This is a genomic window from Herbaspirillum sp. AP02, assembly GCF_015767275.1.
In the GTDB taxonomy this organism is placed as follows: Bacteria; Pseudomonadota; Gammaproteobacteria; order Burkholderiales; family Burkholderiaceae_D; genus Herbaspirillum.
On sequence record NZ_JADWMY010000014.1, the window covers coordinates 77,290 to 93,703 of the forward strand.

13 protein-coding genes are annotated in these 16,414 nt (G+C 64.8%); 4 read left to right on the top strand and 9 right to left on the bottom strand.

Features of this window, described 5'->3' with window-relative positions; genetic code table 11:
• Positions 1–85: 85 nt before the first annotated feature.
• The 4 genes from I5R65_RS21980 to I5R65_RS21995 all read right to left on the bottom strand — a co-directional run bounded on the left by I5R65_RS21980 (position 86) and on the right by I5R65_RS21995 (position 5,415).
• Positions 86–1,174, bottom strand: coding sequence for an ABC transporter ATP-binding protein (locus I5R65_RS21980; protein WP_180669512.1), 1,089 nt, complete (start codon positions 1,172–1,174; stop codon positions 86–88).
• An 85-nt stretch (positions 1,175–1,259) separates the two neighbouring features.
• The gene (locus tag I5R65_RS21985) at positions 1,260–3,071 is read right to left on the bottom strand and encodes an iron ABC transporter permease (RefSeq protein ID WP_180669514.1); all 1,812 of its coding nucleotides are present in this window, start codon (positions 3,069–3,071) and stop codon (positions 1,260–1,262) included.
• A 177-nt stretch (positions 3,072–3,248) separates the two neighbouring features.
• Positions 3,249–4,355 carry an ABC transporter substrate-binding protein gene (locus I5R65_RS21990; protein WP_180669516.1) on the bottom strand — a complete coding sequence of 369 codons (1,107 nt, stop codon included), beginning with the start codon at positions 4,353–4,355 and terminating at the stop codon, positions 3,249–3,251.
• 79 nt (positions 4,356–4,434) lie between these two features.
• On the bottom strand, positions 4,435–5,415 hold the full coding sequence (locus I5R65_RS21995; protein WP_180669518.1) for a tripartite tricarboxylate transporter substrate binding protein: 981 nt from the start codon (positions 5,413–5,415) through the stop codon (positions 4,435–4,437).
• A gap of 292 nt (positions 5,416–5,707) precedes the next feature.
• Between I5R65_RS21995 and I5R65_RS22000 the strand changes: the two genes are divergently transcribed.
• Together I5R65_RS22000 and I5R65_RS22005 are read left to right on the top strand one after the other, a co-directional pair.
• Complete coding sequence (locus I5R65_RS22000) at positions 5,708–6,382, top strand: response regulator (protein ID WP_180669520.1); 675 nt, start codon at positions 5,708–5,710, stop codon at positions 6,380–6,382.
• Positions 6,382–7,839, top strand: coding sequence for a sensor histidine kinase (locus I5R65_RS22005; protein WP_180669522.1), 1,458 nt, complete (start codon positions 6,382–6,384; stop codon positions 7,837–7,839). The genes I5R65_RS22000 and I5R65_RS22005 overlap by 1 nt, the downstream gene beginning before the upstream one ends.
• Before the next feature lie 52 nt (positions 7,840–7,891).
• Here the strand turns inward: I5R65_RS22005 and I5R65_RS22010 are convergent, their stop codons facing one another.
• A complete protein-coding gene (locus I5R65_RS22010) occupies positions 7,892–9,661 on the bottom strand; it encodes a methyl-accepting chemotaxis protein (protein WP_180669524.1) in 1,770 nt (589 codons plus the stop codon).
• Positions 9,662–10,057: 396 nt separating this feature from the next.
• On the opposite strand from I5R65_RS22010, the gene I5R65_RS22015 reads away from it, so the two are divergent.
• Positions 10,058–10,648: a biliverdin-producing heme oxygenase gene (locus I5R65_RS22015; protein ID WP_180669526.1), complete on the top strand. Its 591-nt coding sequence runs from the start codon at positions 10,058–10,060 to the stop codon at positions 10,646–10,648.
• A gap of 6 nt (positions 10,649–10,654) precedes the next feature.
• Positions 10,655–11,122, top strand: a complete 468-nt coding sequence (locus tag I5R65_RS22020) for a YbaN family protein (protein ID WP_180669528.1) — start codon at positions 10,655–10,657, stop codon at positions 11,120–11,122.
• A 60-nt stretch (positions 11,123–11,182) separates the two neighbouring features.
• On the opposite strand, the gene mgrA is transcribed toward I5R65_RS22020, so the two are convergent.
• The 4 genes from mgrA to I5R65_RS22040 all read right to left on the bottom strand — a co-directional run bounded on the left by mgrA (position 11,183) and on the right by I5R65_RS22040 (position 16,095).
• On the bottom strand, positions 11,183–12,217 hold the full coding sequence (gene mgrA / locus I5R65_RS22025) for an L-glyceraldehyde 3-phosphate reductase (protein WP_180669530.1): 1,035 nt from the start codon (positions 12,215–12,217) through the stop codon (positions 11,183–11,185).
• A gap of 182 nt (positions 12,218–12,399) precedes the next feature.
• On the bottom strand, positions 12,400–13,953 hold the full coding sequence (locus I5R65_RS22030; RefSeq protein ID WP_180669532.1) for an ATP-binding protein: 1,554 nt from the start codon (positions 13,951–13,953) through the stop codon (positions 12,400–12,402).
• Positions 13,937–14,650 carry a response regulator gene (locus tag I5R65_RS22035; RefSeq protein WP_006461231.1) on the bottom strand — a complete coding sequence of 238 codons (714 nt, stop codon included), beginning with the start codon at positions 14,648–14,650 and terminating at the stop codon, positions 13,937–13,939. Before I5R65_RS22035 ends, I5R65_RS22030 begins: the two co-directional genes overlap by 17 nt.
• Before the next feature lie 59 nt (positions 14,651–14,709).
• A complete protein-coding gene (locus I5R65_RS22040; RefSeq protein ID WP_180669534.1) occupies positions 14,710–16,095 on the bottom strand; it encodes an ABC transporter substrate-binding protein in 1,386 nt (461 codons plus the stop codon).
• Between the last annotated feature and the right edge of the window lie 319 nt (positions 16,096–16,414).

Consider the following 16,414-nt stretch of genomic DNA (forward strand, 5'->3'; position numbering starts at 1 on the left):
CAACGGCGGGTAGCCGTCCACTCCCTTGCTTCATCGATGGGATGAACCGTTGATAGCCTGGGTGAGCTGCCGCTGCATCAGCGCGTCAGAACGCCCACAGCGCCTGTTCCGGCAACGACAGCCAGTACTCGCCCTGCTCCAGACGTTGCGGCGCGTACGCGCGTAGTCCGACCGCACCGGCTGGACCGCCTTCGACCTTGAACAGGCATTCCCAGCGGTCGCCGAGATACATGCAGGTCGACAGCGGCAGGCGGATGGCATTGCCGGTCTGCTCGCCGGCGATGCGTACCTGTTCGACGCGGATGATGCCGGTCAGCTGCTGTCCCGGCTGGGCATCGTTGCGTCCGCGCAGGGTCGCGACGGCGGTGCCGCCATCGAGCTTGAGGGTCACGCGCTCGCCATCCCGGCTGACCACCTCGGCGGCCAGCTTGTTGTTGCTGCCCATGAATTCAGCGGTGAACAGGGTATCGGGGGTCTGGTACATGCTCTGCGGCGTACCCTGCTGTTCGATGCGGCCATTGTTGAGCAGCAGGATGCGGTCGGAGATCGCCATGGCCTCGCCCTGGTCGTGGGTCACCATCAGGGCCGACAGGCCCAGGCGCACGATCAGTTCGCGCAGGAAGGCGCGGGCTTCCTCGCGCAGCTTGGCGTCGAGGTTGGAGAGCGGTTCGTCCAGCAGGATCACCTGCGGGTTGTAGACCAGGGCACGGGCAATGGCCACGCGCTGCTGCTGACCACCGGAGAGCTGGTGCGGATAGCGTTCGCCCAGATGGCCCAGGCCCAGTTGCGAGAGCACCGCCTTGACGCGGGTGGCGATCTCGGCCGAGGGCGTCTTGCGCAGCTTCAGGCCATAGGCCACGTTGTCGGCCACGGTCTTGTGCGGCCACAGCGCATAGGACTGGAACACCAGCCCCAGGTTGCGCTCTTCGGCCGGCATCTCGAAGTTGCGTGCACCATCGAAGACGCGGCGGGTGCCGATGTCGATGCTGCCGGCCTTGGGCGATTCCAGCCCGGCCACGGCGCGCAGCAGCGTGGTCTTGCCGCTGCCGGAGGGGCCCAGCAGGGCCACCACTTCACCGCGTTGCAGTTCCATGGAGACGCCCTTGAGAATGGGGTTGGCGTGTGCGCCGCTACCGTAGTCCAGGTGCAGGTCGTTGACGGAAAGTTCGGTCATGATGATTCCTTTGGAGACGCTTGCTTAAGGGGCGTCGGGCAACCAGGCGCCCGACGCGTGCAATGGGTTGATTCGGCCAGCGGGATCAGTCGTGCAGCTTGACGCCGAAGCGCAGCGCAATGCCCAGGCCCACGGCGACCAGCGTGATGTTGATGAAGGACAGCGCCGCCACCAGTTCCACTGCACCGGCTGCCCACATGGAGACGATCATGGAACCGATCACCTCGGTGCCGGGCGAGAGCAGGTAGACGCCGGTCGAGTATTCGCGCTCGAAGATCAGGAACACCATCAGCCAGGCGCCGATCAGGCCATAGCGCACCAGCGGGAGGGTGACGTCACGCGTGACCCGGGAGCGTGAGGCGCCGACCGCGCGGGCCGCCTCTTCCAGTTCCGGCCCGACCTGCAGCAGGGCGGTGTTGATCAGACGCAGACCATAGGCCATCCACACCACCGAGTACGCCAGCCAGACCGAGAAGATGGTCGAGCGCAGGCCGCGCAGCGCCGGGATGAAGCTGTCCACCAGCCACAGGGCGATGGGGTTGTCGATGCCCTTCAGGGCCGAATCCAGCAGCGAAGGCACGAACAGGAACACCCACAGGAAGGACAGGCCGGCCAGCAGGCCCGGCACCGCACGCGGCACCAGCACGCTGTAGTCGAGGAAACGGGTGATGCCATCCTGCTTGCGGTGCATGGCCAGGGCAATGGCGGTGTAGCAGGCTACGGCCAGGGCGCCGCCGATGACACCGATGAGCACCGTGTTGATGATGCCGCGCACCAGCGAGGGCTGGTCCCAGACGTTGAGGAGGTTGTCCAGGGTCAGCACTTCCAGCAGGTTCACGCCGTCACCCCAGTGCGAGACGAAGGTCCGCAGGGCGATGCCTGACAGCGGGATCACCACGGTGAAGAGCAGCCAGCCGGCGATCAGCGCGAACGCCACCCAGCGCCACTTGCCCAGCGGCAGGGCCTTCTGGCGCGCGCCCTTGCCCTTGATGGCGACATACTTGTTGGCCGAACGCAGCAGCCAGCGCTGCATCATCACCAGCGGCATGGTCACTGCCACCAGGCACACGGCCACCGCCGCCATCAGGTGATAGGAAGGCGTCCCCAGCTTGTTGGTGAGCTTGTAGAGATAGGTCGGCAGGACCAGGTGGCCTTCCGGATCGCCCAGCACCAGCACCAGGCCGAACACCTCGAAACCGAGGAAGAACACCAGCACGCCCGAATAGGCCAGGGCCGGGGTGATCATCGGCAGCGACACGTTCAGCGCCACCTGCAGCGGCGAGGCGCCGGCCACGCGGGCCGCCTCTTCCACGTCCGAGCCCAGGCTCTTGAGCGCGGACGATGCATACAGGTAGACGTGCGGTACGTGGGTCAGGCCGGCGATGATGACGATGCTGGTGAAGGAATAGATATTCCAGGGATCGCCCTCGAAACCGAATACCGACAGCAGGTTCTTGACCCACACGGTATAGAAGCCGACCGGCCCCATCGAGACCACGTAGCCGAAACCGATCACCATGGGCGAGACGAAGATCGGCACCATCAGCGCCGGGGCGATCAGGCCGCGACCGGGCAGATCGGTACGTACCATCAGGAAGGCCAGCATGCCGCCCAGCGGCACGGCGATCACCGTCAGCCCGGCGGCCAGGGTGAAGCCATTGATGAAGGCCTGGCGGAAGTCCGGATCATCGAAGATGAAACGGTAGGAATCGAAGGTCAGGGTCTTCACCGGCGCAAAGAACGGCGCCGACAGGAAGCTCTGGTAGAAGATCAGCAGCAGCGGCACGAAGATGGCCAGGGCTGCCACCAGCACGACCAGGCCGCGTGGCCAGTTCAGCCGGAAACGGCGGGCTGGCAGGGCTTGCTCGCTGCGCGGTAGCGTTGTGGAGGTTTGCATGGTGCGCCTCATGAATAGGCAAATCGGGACAAAAGGATCAGGGCCGGCAAAACGACGGCAACACCGCCCCACGGAGCCACGCAAAGGCGCTCCGGGAGAGCAATGATTCAGACGGATGGAACCTGGCTGCTTCGATGGCCCCGTCCGGACCTCCCCGGACCGGACGGGACAGTTGACTTACTTCTTGGTGGCTTCCTTCCACTGCTTCAGGAAGTCCAGGCGCTTCTTCTGATCCAGGTATTCCAGCAGTTCGGTGGAAACCGGCATGGGCTTCAGGGCCGCGCCCAGTTGCTTGGTCAGTTCGGCCGAGGTGGTGGCGCCGGTCACGTCGCCACGGATGGCGAACAACTGCGCGTCATTGGCGATAATGGTCTGGCCGCGCTTGGAGAGGATGTAGTCCACCCACAGCTTGGCGGCATTGGTGTTCTTGCCGGCCTTGTTGACGAAGATCACCCGCGAGAGCACCAGGTTGTAATCCTTGGTGAAGGCCACGCCGATGGACGGGTCCTTCTTGGCGCGCACCAGGGCGTAGGGGCCGAGGATGTTGTAGCCGATCAGGTTTTCACCGGAAGAGATGCGCTCGAGCATGGTACCGGTGGAGGATTGCACGCGTGCCGCCACGCCGCCCATGGCGCGGGCGAAGTCCCAGAACTGCGGATTGTGCTTGAGGTCGTAGGTCATCAGGCTGAAGCCGACACCGGACTTCTCGATATCGTAGGTGGTGACCTTGTTCTTGAACTTGTCCTGCCTGGTGGTCAGCAGCTTGGTGAACTCGGCGTGGGTGGTCGGCACTTCGGCCTCGGTCACCAGACGCTTGTTGTAGACGATGGCCGTCGGCTCGAAGGTGGTGCCGTAGGCAGTGTCCTTCCAGTTGGCCCAGGCGGGGACGGCGGCGGCCTCCGGCGACTTGTAGGGCAATGCATAGCCTTCGGCGGCCAGCTTGACCTGCAGGTCCATCGAGGACGACCACATCACGTCGGCGGTGGCACCACCGGCGGCGGCCTCGGAGATGAAGCGGTTGTAGGCTTCGGTGGAATTCATGTCGTTGTACTCGACCTTGACGGCCGGATAGAGCGCGCTGAAATCCTTGATCAGCGATTCGGCGGCCTTGGAATCGGTGGTGCTGTAGATCACGACCTTGCCTTCCTTCTTGGCGCCTTCGATGATCTTGGCGTAGTCGGCCGGATAGCCGGCAGGGGTATCGGCGTGAGCGATTCCACTCAAGGCGACGGGCAAAGCGAGGGCCAGGCCGAGCGCGATGCTCAGGCGACGTTTGTGCAACATGGATTCTCCTTGATGATGAAAATGGCCCGCGCCGGCAAGTCAGCAGAGAGCGCCTGACGGCGCCTGCCCACCCGCACTGTCAACGCACCAGGCCTAACTCCTGGGACAGCTTGCGATATCGCGCCACGGTCTGCGCGATGTAATCCGAAAGCGGCTTGCCGGTCATGGCAAAGGGCTGCAAGCCGCCGATGCTGCGCTGGCGATCGAATGCAGGATCGGCCATCGCCTTGTCGAAATAGCGCACCCAGCGCTGGTAATCGTCCTCGCTGGCATACGGGCTCATGTAGAAGCCGCGAATGATGGGCCACACCACGTCGTAACCTTGTTCGCGTGCGGTCGGCACCTCCTGCAGCGGCCCCGGCAGGCGCTGCTCGGACAGTACCGCCAGGATGCGCACCTTGCCTTCGGCGATGAAATGGGCGGCCTCCGAGGCGTCGCCGGAAATCACCTGCACATGACCGGCCTGCAAGGCCGCGAACGAGTCGCCACCCCCTTCCAGCGCCACGAAATGGAACTGGCGCGCTGCCATGCCGGCACGCTGGACCAGCATGGCCACCTTCAGCCAGTCCTGGCTGCCGGCCGTGCCGGACAGGCCGATGGTGGTGGCCGAGGGGTCCTTGCGGATGGCCTCCAGCAACTGCTTCAGGCTGTGCCAGGGCGCATCGCTGCGAACTGCAATCATGCCGTGGTCGATACCGACTCCAGCCACCCAGCGTACATCGCCGGCATCGGCGCGACCGTACTTGCCTTGCGCCAGTCCCAGCAGGGAACCCCCTGAAAATGCCACCAGCGAATCCGCGCCACCACGACGGTGCGACACCACCGAACCCCAGGCCACAGCACCGATGCCGCCGGGCAGGTAGGCGACCTTCACATTACCCTTGTCACCCTGTCCATCCGGACCGCCCTGCGCCTGCATCACCCGGCGCAACAGCTTGCACGAGGCATCCATGCCCCCGCCGGGCTTGGCCGGTACGATGCATTCCACTGCCAGGGCGCACGGCGCCGCGCACGCCAGCAGGCATGCGGCCAGGAAGCGGTGCCAGCCGATCGCCTTCATGGCGCTCAGCAGCTCGCGGGATGCAATACGGGACGGACGGTGTCGGCAAGGCCGACGGACGGGGCAGTCATGATGTGTCTCCTGCATGATCTTTTTTGATATGGGCGCATCGTACAAGAAAAGCCTTTCAGCCGGCTTTCAGTAAAGCTTGCAATGCGGCTTTCTCTCCACAATGGTGGCTACGCGTTTTCCGCAATTGCTGCGGCGGGCATTTCAAAGGGCGATGCCCTTCTGTTAGCATCCGCGCTGGAGACAAGCCGCACCCGACCTACATCAATAAAAAGGCAGCATCATGCGCATCCTGCTGGTCGAAGACCATATCGAACTTTCCCGCTGGCTGGCCAAGGCCATGCGCGACGCCCACCTGACCGTGGAATGCGCCCATAACGGCGCCGATGCCGACAGCCTGCTGTTGACGCAAGACTACGCGCTGGTGATCCTGGACCTGACCCTGCCGCGCATGGACGGGCTGGAAGTCCTGAAGCGCATGCGCGCCCGTGGCAGTCGCACGCCGGTGCTGATCCTGACCGCGCGCGGCGGCCTGGCCGACCGCGTCAGCGGCCTCAACATGGGCGCCGACGACTACCTGGCCAAACCCTTCGAACTGGAAGAACTGGAAGCGCGCGTGAAGGCCCTGCTGCGCCGCTCGCAGAGCCACGAAGCGGTCACCGTCACCTGTGGCGCGCTCAGCTTCGACACGGTCTCGCGCACCTTTACCTATGGCGGCGAACTGCTGGCGCTCACGCCGCGTGAGCATGCCGTGCTGGAAGCGCTGATCGTGCGCCATGGGCATACCGTCCCCAAGGAAAAACTGTTCCAGCAGGTGTTTTCGCTGGACGACAATGCCAGCGTGGATGCCATCGAGATCTATATCCACCGCCTGCGCAAGAAGCTCGAACGCGATGGCGCCGGCAAGGTCGGCATCACCACCCTGCGCGGCCTGGGCTATCTGTTGCAGGCAGTGTGATGTCAACCGCGATCCGGCGCCTGGGCAACCTGCGCAGCCAGCTGGTGCGCTGGCTGCTGATCCCGTTGACGCTGCTGGTGGCGGTGGATGCGGTCTCGGTCTACTACAACGCGCTGGAAGTGGCCGACCTGGCCTACGACCGCTCGCTGCTGGCCTCGACCCGGGCACTGGCCGAGCGGGTCTCCATCGTCGACGGCCACGTCACGGCCGATGTGCCCTATGTGGCACTGGACAGTTTCGAGACCGACAACCTGGGACGCATCTACTACAAGGTCACCGGGCTCAAGGGCGAGCTGGTGTCGGGCTACGACGACCTGCCGCCGGTACCGGCCAACGTCAAGCGCTCGGAAGTCTATCCGGCCCTGGTGCGCTTCTACCAGGCGGACTATCACGAGCAACCGATCCGCATCGCCGCCCTGCTGCAACCGGTGTATGACGACAGCATGCGCGGCATCGCCCTGATCCAGGTCGGCGAGACCATGGAGGGGCGCAACGGCATGACGCGCAAGATCCTGTTCGACACGCTCTGGCGGCAAGGCACGCTGGTGACGGTGGCTGCGCTGCTGGTGTGGTTCGCGGTGCGCTTCGTGCTGCGGCCGGTGATGCAGTTGAAGGGCGAGGTGGAGTCGCGCGCGCCGACCGACCTGTCCGGTTTCGACCCGGCGCTGGTGCACAAGGAAATGCGTCCGCTGGTGCAGGCCATGAATGGCTACATGGGCCGGCTGCAGGCGCTCATCAGCGCGCAACGGCGCTTCATCGCCGATGCCTCGCATCAGCTGCGCACGCCCTTGACGGTCTTGAAGACGCAATCCGAACTGACCCTGCGCGAACTGCGTCGTGACCGCCTCGATGCCGGCGAACTGCGCGACCTGGTCGAGGGTATGGCGCGTACCACCGATTCGGCCGTGCATCTGGCCAATCGCCTGCTGACCCTGGCGCGTGCCGAACACGGCGCGGCCGAAGGTGGCACCATGCGCGTCTCGCTCACCGATGCGGCGCGCCAGGTAGCGCTGGAACTGTCGCAGCAGGCGGTGCTGCGCGACATTGCGCTGGCCTTCGAGGAAGAGGGGGACATCGGCATCGAGGCCAATGCCTTGCTGTTGCATGAACTGATGGTGAACCTGCTGGACAATGCGATCCGCTATACCCCGCCTGGCGGTCACGTCATCCTGCGGGTACGCGCGGCCAGTGCGCCGGGGCAGGCCACCGGCGCGCTGCTGGAAGTGGAAGACGACGGCCCGGGTATTGCCGAGGCCGAGCGCGAGCGCGTGTTCGAGCCCTTCTACCGCGCCGGTACGACACAGCATGTCAATCCCGGCGGTACCGGACTGGGACTGTCCATCGTGCGCGAGATCGCCGCCATGCACCGTGCCAGCGTAACGCTGGACAGTCCGCTGCGAGGCAACGGACTGGTGGTGCGGATTGCGTTTCCGGGCGTGGTGGAATTGCGGACCTGAGACGCGGCTCCTGGCCACACAGGCGCAGGAGCCGTTGGCATAGCGATGCCTCTCAGAACTGTTCCCAATCCCCGTCGCCGGCTGTCATGGCCTTGCTGCCGGTCTTGGCACTGGCCTTGGTGCTGGCCACCGGCAAGGCAGGGGGTGCCGCAGTTGCCGCGGCTGGCGATGTCGCAGCCGGTGCTGCTGCCTGCCCTGTTTTGGCCGCCGGGCGGGTGGTCGTCGCAGGCCGCGGGGCAAGCGGCTTGCGTGTGGCTTGCGCACGCGGCGCCTCGTTGCTGCTGAGCTTGAAGACACTCACCGTCTCACTCAAGCGGACCGATTGCTCCTGCAAGGATTGCGCGGCGGCGGCGGCCTGTTCCACCAGGGCCGCGTTCTGCTGGGTCACTTCATCCATCTGCACGATGGCCAGGTTGATCTGCTCGATACCGTCACTCTGCTCATGGCTGGCCGCCGAGATCTCGGCCACCACATCGGTCACGCGCCTGACGCTGGCCACCACCTCGCTCATGGTACTGCCGGCCTGTTCCACCAGCCGGCTGCCGTTGTCCACGCGGGCCACCGAGTCGTCGATGAGGGCTTTGATCTCCTTGGCCGCCGACGCGCTGCGCTGCGCCAGCGTGCGCACTTCAGAAGCCACCACCGCAAAGCCGCGCCCCTGCTCGCCGGCACGGGCCGCTTCCACGGCCGCGTTCAAGGCCAGGATATTGGTCTGGAAGGCGATGCCATCGATCACGCTGATGATGTCCACGATCTTGCGCGAGGCATCGTTGATTTCGCCCATGGTCTGCACCACCTGGCCGACCACGCTGCCGCCCTGCACCGCGACCTCCGAGGCCGTCGCGGCCAGTTGGTTGGCCTGGCGCGCATTGTCGGCGTTCTGCTTGACGGTGGAGGTCAGCTCTTCCATGGCCGAGGCGGTCTCTTCCAGCGCACCGGCCTGTTCTTCGGTACGCGAGGACAGATCCAGGTTGCCGGTGGCGATCTCGGAAGAGGCGGTATTGATGGTATCGGTGCCGGTGCGAACTTCGCTGACGATGCGATGCAGGTTCTGGTTCATGGTCTTGAGCGAGGCCAGCAGCATCCCGGTTTCATCCTTGCTGGTATCGGCAATCTGCACGGTCAGGTCGCCCTGGGCCACGGCACTGGCGACGCTGACCGCCTCGTTGAGGGGCCGGGTGATCGAACGCGTCACCAGCCAGGCGGCAATCACGCACAGGATGATGGCGGCGCCGGACAGCTCCAGCATCAGGGCGATGGCAGCATTGGTGGTGTTCTGGCCTTCCGTGACACTGTCGTCCATCAAGCTTTTCTGGAACACGACAAAATCGTTGAGCACCTGGAAATAGCGGTCCTGGGCCGGAATCACTTCCTTGAAGAGAACCTCGGTCGCCTCGTCCCTCTTCTGCTGGCGAATCAGCTCGCGCAGCTTGTCGCGCGGAGTGTTGTAGGCGGCGCGGGCGGCCTGGATGGCCTTCATCAACTCGATGCCGCGCGGTGTACTGATCAACTTCTCGACCTGGGCCAGCGCCTCGGTGGTCTTGGCGCTATTGGCCGCGCCGCGATCGAGGTAGCCGGTGGCTTCCTCGATATTGCGCGCCAGCAAGGCATTACGCAGGTTGCGGGCGGCCGAATTGACGTTCTCGCGAATTTCCATCACCAGCGAAATCTTCACGTAGCGGTCCTCCACCACCATCTTGGACGCCTTGCTGATGCTGTTCAGGCTTTGCATGCCCACGCCGGTGATCAGGCACATGACGCCGATCAGTACGGCAAAGCATGCGGCCAGGCGCACGCTGATCTTGATATTCTTGAAGTTCATTGGTCGACCCCCATTCGTCGCATTGAAGAGATGCAAGAGAAGCCCGGACCATGCTGCTGTCCGGACCAGCGTCTGCAGTCGCGGTCCTGTGGATGTCGCCTTCGAGCAACCGGCTGGGGTCGCGGGCAATCTGTTACCTGAGGACAATCGATCGCCCGCCATTGGCGAGAGCGGAGACCGGTCATGTGCGATGCAATCGGTATAAATTGCGGCGTGTTGCTTGTCAACGGCAGTTTCTCCTGCAACTTGAGCGTTGCTCACCTGCCCCGGCCGCCGGCCTCCAGCCGGCTGGCGCTTTGGGTTAGAATGAGCGCTGCCGTCAGCCTTCTCCGCCCTACCAGGCCGGGTCCGCCAGCCACTCCTCCCTGTGCCGCGCCTGACCAGTCCTGACCATCGATGAATCCAGTCACTCCTCACCCTGTACCGCTCTCGGTGCGCCTGAAGTCCGAGACCGCCGACCTGCACCAGCAGATGCACGCGCTCATGGAAAGGGCACAGCCATTTTCCGATCGCCTGCGCTACAGCCGCTTCGTAGCGGCGCAATATCATTTCCAGCGCGACGTCGAGCACCTCTTCGATGATGCCGAACTGCAGGCCGCCCTGCCAGACCTGCAGGTGCGCGGCCGCGAGGCGGCGACGCTGGCCGACCTGGCCGATCTGCAGGCCGTACCGGGGGAAGTGGCCATCGCCACCGCCTCGGTACGGCTGCCGGAAGCCTGGGGCTGGCTCTACGTGTCGGAAGGGTCGACCCTGGGAGCGGCCTTCCTGTTGAAGGAAGTCCAGGACAAGCTGGGCCTGTCCGAACGATTCGGTGCCCGGCACCTGGCGGCCTATCCGGAAGGCCGGGCGCTGGCCTGGCGTCGCTTCGTGGGCTTTCTCGATGCCAGCGACCTGACAGCGGCGGAGCAGGATGCGGTGGTGGCCGGCGCGACGGTGGCCTTCGAGCGCTTCGGCCTGTTGCTCAGGCGCCATTTCGCGCTGGATTGAGGCAACGTGGACCATCCGGCTCCGGATCCGCGGCAGGACGCCGCGCCTGAAGAACGCTCCCCCACCGCCAGCCCGCTGGCGCCACCTCGCACGCGCTGGCTATGGCTGCTGCTGGCCTATGCCAGCCTGGGTATCGGGATCATCGCCATCTTCATCCCGGGCATCCCCACCACCGAGTTCGTGCTGCTCTCGGCCTGGGCCGCCGGCCGTGGTTCGCCGCGCCTGCAGCGCTGGCTGGAGCGGCACCGCCTGTTCGGCCCGATGATCCACAACTGGCGCCATGGCCGCGTGGTGGCGCGGCGCGCCAAGATCAGTGCCTCGCTGATGATGAGCCTGTGCCTGGTGATCATGCTCTTTACGGTCAAGCGCCACTGGGTGATTGTGCTGGCCACGCTGGGCATGGCCCTGGGCGCAGCCTGGATGTGGTCGCGCCCGGAACGCACAGAAGACGCCGAGCCCGGCGAGCGCTCATGAAAAAAGCCTGTGCCGTGATGACGGCACAGGCTTCCTGGACCATACCCTTGCAGGCCGGGCTCAGGTAATGGACGACGACACCTTCCACAGATCGACATCGCCATCGGTGGCATGACTGTCGATGCGGGCCAGTTCATCGGCGCTGAAATCCAGCTTCTTCACGGCATCCAGCGAATCATCCAGTTGCTCCACGGTGCGCGCACCGATCAGCGCCGAGGTCACGCGGGCATCGCGCAGCACCCATGCGATGGCCATCTGCGCCAGGGTCTGGCCGCGCTGGCTGGCGATCTCGTTCAAGGCACGGATGCGCGCCAGGTTGTCTTGCGACAGCATGCGCTGCGGCAGCGAAGGCGCACGCGTGACGCGCGCCCCTTCCGGCACGCCGGCCAGGTACTTGGAGGTCAACAGACCCTGGGCCAGCGGCGAGAAACCAATGCAACCCACGCCCAGTTCCTCCAGCGCTGGCAACAGCCCCTGTTCAATGCTGCGATTGAGCATGGAATAGTTGGGCTGGTGAATCAGCAGCGGCACGCCCTCGCTCTTGAGGATGGCGGCAGCCTTGCGGGTCAGCTCGGGCGAATAGGACGAGATGCCCACATACAGTGCCTTGCCCTGGCGATGCAGGTGGGCCAGCGCGCCCATGGTCTCTTCCAGCGGCGTATCGGCATCGACCCGGTGCGAATAGAAGATGTCCACGTACTCCAGGCCCATGCGCTTGAGGCTCTGTTCGCAACTGGCGATCAGGTGCTTGCGCGCGCCGCTGGGGCCCCCATACGGGCCGGGCCACATCTGCCAGCCGGCCTTGCTGGAGATGACCAGCTCGTCGCGATAGGGGACGAAATCCTTGGCCATGTAGCGGCCGAAGTTCTCTTCGGCGGAACCGGCCGGCGGGCCGTAGTTGTTGGCCAGGTCGAAGTGGGTGACGCCGCGGTCGAAGGCGCGACGCAATACGGCGCGGCCGGTCTCGAAGTTGTCGACGCCACCGAAGTTCTGCCACAGGCCCAGCGACACGGCGGGCAGCAGCAGGCCGCTGCGGCCGGTGCGGCGATAGGGCATGCGGCCATCGTAGCGGGAGGATTCGGCGATATAGCTCATGAGTCTCCTTGGGGAAGTTCTGCTTTAAGGATGGAGGGGGTGACCACTTCCTGGGTGGTGTTGCGACTGCAGTCTACGCTGCTGACGCTTATTCATTAAATGCAATATTTCGATGCCATTGATCTGTCTGACTGATCAATCGGCCGGGCCGCTCCTGTTGACCCGCGGTCCCTGATCAACGATCAGCGGGTCGGCAGGATGATGGTGGCGCTCAGGCCACCCTCCGGGTGGTTGCGCAGCAGCAGCTCACCGCCATGCGCCTGCACGATGTTGCGCGAGATGCCCAGCCCCAGTCCCATGCCACCGCTGTTCTGGGCGCGTCCGTGCTCCAGTCGCACATAGGGCTGGAACAGGGTGCGCATGGCGTCTTCCGGCACGCCGGGACCGTGGTCGCGGATCTCGATTTCCACCAGATCGCCGTCGGCACCGGCCGAGGGACGAATGCTGATCTCGACCTTCTGGCCGTAGTACAAGGCATTGTCGAACAGGTTGCCGATGGCGCGCTTCAAGGCCAGCGGCTTGGCCATGACATTGATGCCGGAGGGCGTGAAGGCGATCTCGTGGCCGGCCAGGCGGGCGTCGCGGATCATGCGCAGCACCAGCGCATCGAGGCGGACTTCGGTGCGGTTCTCGTGGATGTCGCTGTCCTTCACCGATTGCAGGGCGCCCTTGACCATCATGTCCAGCTCATCGAGGTCATCATGGAAATCGGTGCGCATGGCGTCGTCGTCCATGAGCTCGGTGCGCAGTTTCAGTCGCGTGATGGGGGTGCGCAGGTCATGCGAGATGGAGACGAACAGGCGCTCGCGATCTTCGAGATAGCGCTTGATGCGTTCGCGCATGCCGGAGAAGGCACGCGCGGTCTTGACGTATTCGCGGCTGCCGGTGCCGGGCAGGCTGGGCACGGTCTCGCCCTTGCCGAAGGCTTCGGCGGCGTCGGCCAGCGCCGCCAGCGGGCGCGTGGTCCAGCGCACCACCAGGATGGTCAGCAGCAGGATCGCCGCCAGCGACATGCCCTGCAGCACCAGCCGGTCCAGCCAGAGCGGATTGTCGCTGTCGAGGAAGTAGGGGTTGGGCATCAGCGCGGCCAGGTAGATCCAGCGCCCGCTTTCCACCTGCATCTGGATCACCAGCACCGGCGCCGAGTTGGGCTTGGTCAGCAGGATGTGCTGCACCCAGTTGTCGGGCAGGTCATTGACGGTGAGGCCATCGCTGGCCACCGGCAGGCCGTCCGGCCAGGCAAAGGCCAGCCGGGCTTCGGGCAGGAAGGGCAGGTCTTCGCGCAGGGTCTGCGCAGTGACCTCGAGAGCCAGGCTCGCCAGGCGGCTCTCGCCGATGGGCTTGACCGGCACCGCGCTGCTATTGGCATTGATGAAGAAGCGGGTGCCGCCCATTTCGCGCAATTGCTGGATCATCAGCGGGCGATAGTTGGGCGGCAGCGTCATGAAGTAGCGGATCGCCGAGGCTGCGCTATGGGCCAGGTGCTGCGCGGCCACGCGGGTTTCCGCCTCGGACTTGCTGCGCAGCTGGATGTCCCAGATCAGGCCGCCGGCCACCTGCGTGACCAGCACACCGAAGATCATCACCACCGACAGCCGGCCCAGCAGGGAATCCGGCAGCATCCAGTCCAGCAGCGCGGCCAGGCGACCGCGCAGGCTGGGCGAGCGGGTCTCCTCTGCTGCATCCGGAGGCGTCAGCGCCGTCTCCGGCGCCGCGCTCTCAGGCGGCTGCGGCACTGACGTCGGCCGAGAAGACATAGCCGGCACCGCGCACGGTCTTGATCAGGTGCGGCTGGCGGCCACCATCGTTCAGGCGCAGGCGCAGCTTGCTGATCTGCACGTCCAGCGAACGGTCCAGCGGGCCGGCATCGCGTCCGCGCGTTTCTTCGCACAGCACATTGCGGTCCAGCACGTCCCCGGGATGTTCGACGAAATACTTCAGCAACTGGTAGTCCATGCCGGTCAGGGCCACGATGGCGCCGGCACTGTCGGTGAGGGTGCGCTCCACCGTGTCGAGCGTGAAGCCCGAGAAGCGGTAGTAGCGCGGCGCGGCACTGCTGTCGATGCCGATGCGGCGGTGGATGGCCTTGATGCGCGCCAGCAGCTCGCGTGGACTGTAGGGCTTGGCGATGTAGTCATCAGCGCCCAGTTCCAGTCCGACCACGCGGTCGGTCTCGTCCGAACTGGCGGTGAGCATGATGACCGGCACATTGGACTTGCGACGCACCGCCTTGCACAGGGCAAAGCCGTCGGTATCCGGCAGCATCACATCCAGGATCACCAGCGAGAGCTCGTCGGCGAAGCGCTGGAATTCGGTCATGAAGGCGGCACCGTCATGGGCCAGGCGGACCTCGTACTGGTTCTTTTCCAGATAGGCCTTCAAGAGGGTGCGGGTCTTCTGGTCATCGTCGACGATCAATATCTTGCGCGTCATGTTGCTGCTCCATCTCCGTGTTTCCTGGAACTCATTTCACATCCGTGGATGCATTGAGCCTAATCATTGCGATTGCGCGACAGGGTGCGCGCAATCGCTGCAAGTCGTTTCTGTGTCTGCTCTTCGCTGATGCTGCGGTCCAGGAAGAAGCGCTGCACCTCGGCCACGATGGCATCCTTGGTGGTGTCGTCGGTGGCCATGCGGTGCACCAGGCTGGGTGCCTGCCAGGCCGGGCCTTTGCTGAAGGCGCGCCAGGAATCGCGGGCGCAGCGGTCCATGTGCGGATCGGCCGCGCGCAGCACGGGGATCGAACCCTTGATCCTATTGTATTCGGACTGCACCGCCGGCGACATGGTCAGCCGCGCCAGGGTCTCCTGCATGGACTGGTGGGCATAGTTGCCGGCGAACATGGCCAGGGTATCGGTACTGTAGAGGTGGAACTCACCCGTGCCGGGGACCGGCGCACAGCCGAACTGCTGGTCCACTTCCATGCCCCAGGCGTTGAGCTCGCCCTTGGCCCAGTCACCCATGATGAGCATGGCCGCCTCGCCGCTGACCATGCTGCGGGCGACCTCGGTCCAGGGTCGCTCGCGCACCGGCTGTGCCATCGCCGCCGACAGTCCGCGCAGGCGCTTGAGGATATGCAGCATGCGCGCATCCAGATAGGCCGCCGGGTTCATCTCCACGAACAGCCGCCGGTAGTAGACCGGGCCGCTCTCGGCCAGCGCCAGGTTCTCGAACAGGGTGGCCAGCTGCCAGGCCTCGGCGCTCTGCGCCAGCGGGGTGATGCCGCTGCCCTGCAGCTTCCTGACGATCTGGTCGAAGTCGTCCCAGGTCTTGGGCGGGCTCAGGTTGAAGCGCTTGAAGATGGCAGTGTTGTAGAACAGCGAATTGATGCGGTGGATACCGAGCGGCGCCGCCACCACATGCCCGTGGTTGTTGAGCAGTGACCAGACGGTGGGGAACATCTGCCGTTCCCAGTTGCCCTGCACGGCCACATTGTCCAGCTCCAGCAGCAGACCGAGGTCGGCCCATTCGCCGAAGACCACGCCATTGAGTTGCGTCACTTCAGGGGCGCGGTTGGCCAGCACCATGCTCTTCAGGACCTTGGCCGCGCCCATGCCGGCGCCACCGGGAATGGCGACGTCGCGCCACTGGATATCCTGTTTCGCCAGCTGGTTGACCACGACGTTGATGGCCTGGCGCTCGCTGGCCGAGGTCCACCAGTGCAGCACCTGCAGCGAGCCGCCGCCGGAGGACGGCGGGACCGGCGAAGATGAGGATGACGATGCACCGGAAGCCGGCCCGGAGCTCGACATTGGCAACGACTGTGCATGCGCCCCGCCCCACCCCCAGCTCAGCCACAGCGCGAGCAGACACAGCAGGGCCGGCCAGCAGTTGGCCGGGCCGATGCGTGCATTCGCGGGCCGTTTCGTTTTTATCATGGGGGTACGTGTCTCCAAACCGGAAGAGACTATAGCCGGGTGCATGCCAATGCGCAATTTGCATGCTCCCGCGTGCGAGGCCCGGGCCTGTCTTGCGAAGCATGAACCCGGTTTATCTCTTGTTAAGAAACGTAAGACTTGCTCTGCTTATCTTATCCACAGGGCAGCGCCAATGCTGCGCATCACCGTCCCTTGCGCCGACGTCCAGACCGCCTGCAGATGCTGCAGGCCATGTAAGGATATGTAATGGCAGGAAGCCCATCCATAATTAATTTATCTTTTTAAATCAACAACTTGCAAACATCCTGCGGGTCCTGGC

What these genes read in the sequence shown, in the direction of transcription:
- I5R65_RS21980 (WP_180669512.1), bottom strand. Translation starts at nt 1,174, where the DNA reads ATGACCGAACTTTCCGTCAACGACCTGCACCTGGACTACGGTAGCGGC.
- I5R65_RS21985 (WP_180669514.1), bottom strand. Translation starts at nt 3,071, where the DNA reads ATGCAAACCTCCACAACGCTACCGCGCAGCGAGCAAGCCCTGCCAGCC.
- I5R65_RS21990 (WP_180669516.1), bottom strand. Translation starts at nt 4,355, where the DNA reads ATGTTGCACAAACGTCGCCTGAGCATCGCGCTCGGCCTGGCCCTCGCT.
- I5R65_RS21995 (WP_180669518.1), bottom strand. Translation starts at nt 5,415, where the DNA reads ATGAAGGCGATCGGCTGGCACCGCTTCCTGGCCGCATGCCTGCTGGCG.
- I5R65_RS22000 (WP_180669520.1), top strand. Translation starts at nt 5,708, where the DNA reads ATGCGCATCCTGCTGGTCGAAGACCATATCGAACTTTCCCGCTGGCTG.
- I5R65_RS22005 (WP_180669522.1), top strand. Translation starts at nt 6,382, where the DNA reads ATGTCAACCGCGATCCGGCGCCTGGGCAACCTGCGCAGCCAGCTGGTG.
- I5R65_RS22010 (WP_180669524.1), bottom strand. Translation starts at nt 9,661, where the DNA reads ATGAACTTCAAGAATATCAAGATCAGCGTGCGCCTGGCCGCATGCTTT.
- I5R65_RS22015 (WP_180669526.1), top strand. Translation starts at nt 10,058, where the DNA reads ATGAATCCAGTCACTCCTCACCCTGTACCGCTCTCGGTGCGCCTGAAG.
- mgrA (WP_180669530.1), bottom strand. Translation starts at nt 12,217, where the DNA reads ATGAGCTATATCGCCGAATCCTCCCGCTACGATGGCCGCATGCCCTAT.
- I5R65_RS22035 (WP_006461231.1), bottom strand. Translation starts at nt 14,650, where the DNA reads ATGACGCGCAAGATATTGATCGTCGACGATGACCAGAAGACCCGCACC.
- I5R65_RS22040 (WP_180669534.1), bottom strand. Translation starts at nt 16,095, where the DNA reads ATGATAAAAACGAAACGGCCCGCGAATGCACGCATCGGCCCGGCCAAC.